Annotated in this window: 3 protein-coding genes; 2 read left to right on the forward strand and 1 reads right to left on the reverse strand. The window is 51.5% G+C overall.

From position 1 onward, the window contains the following. On the reverse strand, nt 1-728 hold a 728-nt coding region (locus tag AC4FIC_RS15010), incomplete at its 3' end, for a hypothetical protein (RefSeq protein ID WP_488083970.1). A gap of 339 nt (nt 729-1,067) precedes the next feature. On the opposite strand from AC4FIC_RS15010, the gene vapB reads away from it, so the two are divergent. Together vapB and AC4FIC_RS15020 are read left to right on the forward strand one after the other, a co-directional pair. Next, a complete protein-coding gene (vapB, locus tag AC4FIC_RS15015; protein WP_100257248.1) occupies nt 1,068-1,307 on the forward strand; it encodes a type II toxin-antitoxin system VapB family antitoxin in 240 nt (79 codons plus the stop codon). Continuing rightward, nucleotides 1,300-1,470, forward strand: a complete 171-nt coding sequence (locus AC4FIC_RS15020) for a PIN domain-containing protein (RefSeq protein WP_487778880.1) — start codon at nt 1,300-1,302, stop codon at nt 1,468-1,470. Before vapB ends, AC4FIC_RS15020 begins: the two co-directional genes overlap by 8 nt. Nucleotides 1,471-1,557: the final 87 nt, after the last annotated feature.

Consider the following 1,557-nt stretch of genomic DNA (forward strand, 5'->3'; position numbering starts at 1 on the left):
AGCTGGCCACTGGCGGTGCCCAGATACAGGGTGCCCATTGGACCCGACACTAGAGCCGTGGTCGCGTTATCGGGCACCGTCGTAATCGGCTGCCAGGTGCGCGCGCCGTCCTGGGTTTGGAATAGGGTTGTTGCGGTCGCCGCATAATACCAAGAGGGTTCTTCTGGCTGATAGGCCAAGGCTAAAAAGCCGTCGGACATGTCTTTCACATCGCGCCAAAAGCAGAAGCAGTCGGCGGTAAAGGCGATACCGGTCTGGCCGGTGGCAAAGATCCAACCGGTGTCCATGCTGTCGGGCATGTCACTGTGCAAATAGTCTGTGACTACGCCGCCCGGGCCGCCGTCCATATTGAGCCATTGGTCTTCGGGGGTGTATTTGTAAACGCTGGTCTGGTTGGCCGCATAGAGGATGTCGGTCACCGCAACGTTGGTGAATACAAAGTCCAGATTTTGGGTATCCAGACCCTGATTCAAAGGCTGCCAGTTCGGCGCGGCCAATGCCGTGCTGAAGAGTCCATCGGCACGAGTTGAGATCAACAAGTGTTTTTGCGCCCCCCATAGGGTCGCATCGCTTAACGCACTGTCGACATCGGGCGAGACAAAGGCTTTTGCTGTGCCGGTACTGGGTTCAAACAGTGTGATGTGGTGGGTCTGGGTAATTACCAGTTGGGCGGAATCGCTGATCCAATCGAGCGACTGAATCGGTTCCGCGGCGCTGGCAACTCCCACTAATGGACCGCTTAGGGCTGCGAGGAGGCAAAGGAGGGATCTGGTAGGGGCCATTCGGGGTGCCATAGGGTTAGGATTTCGGCCGTTAGTATCGCATTAAATCCGCTTGGGAAATTGACCGGGCCGAGCGGTATTGGGTAAATTATTTGTCGGTGAGGTGACAGGCATTGCGGCCGCCACGGACAAACAATGCTGCCTTTTACCCTCTCTCTTTTCGCGGCACTATAAATTAGCGCCTCTAGCGCCAGCCTAGGTACGTTAAGTGAATGCTGGAAGTTGCCCTTTAAATTTGGGGTACATACTTTGTGCATATACATTATTAATAGTGGAAGAAGGACCATGTCCACTGGCTCTGTCTTTTATAACAATAAATCACAGGCCGTGCGCTTGCCTGCTGATTCTCGATTTCCCGATACGGTAAAACGCGTTGTTGTTCGTGTTGTGGGTAATGAACGCATTATTTCACCTGCTGAGAAGAGCTGGGATTCCTTTTTCCTATCTGAGGAGGGCGTAAGCGATGATTTCTTAACCGATCGTGAGGACTTTCCCCCGGAAGAAAGGGAGTCATTTGATGATTAAATACATCCTGGACACCAACATTGTTATCTACGTGATGAAAAGGCGTCCATTAGATGTTCTTGATCGTTTCAATGAACACAGTCGGCAGATATCGATAAGTGCAATTACCTTTGTGGAGCTAATCTATGGCGCTGAAAAAGCCAAAAAAAGGAACATAACCTGAAACAGGTTGAAGACTTTGTATCGAGGCTTGAGGTACTGGATTATCATCAGAAAGCGGCAGCTCATTATGGTGATATCCGAGCGGTTC

The organism is Reinekea sp. (assembly GCF_982785585.1).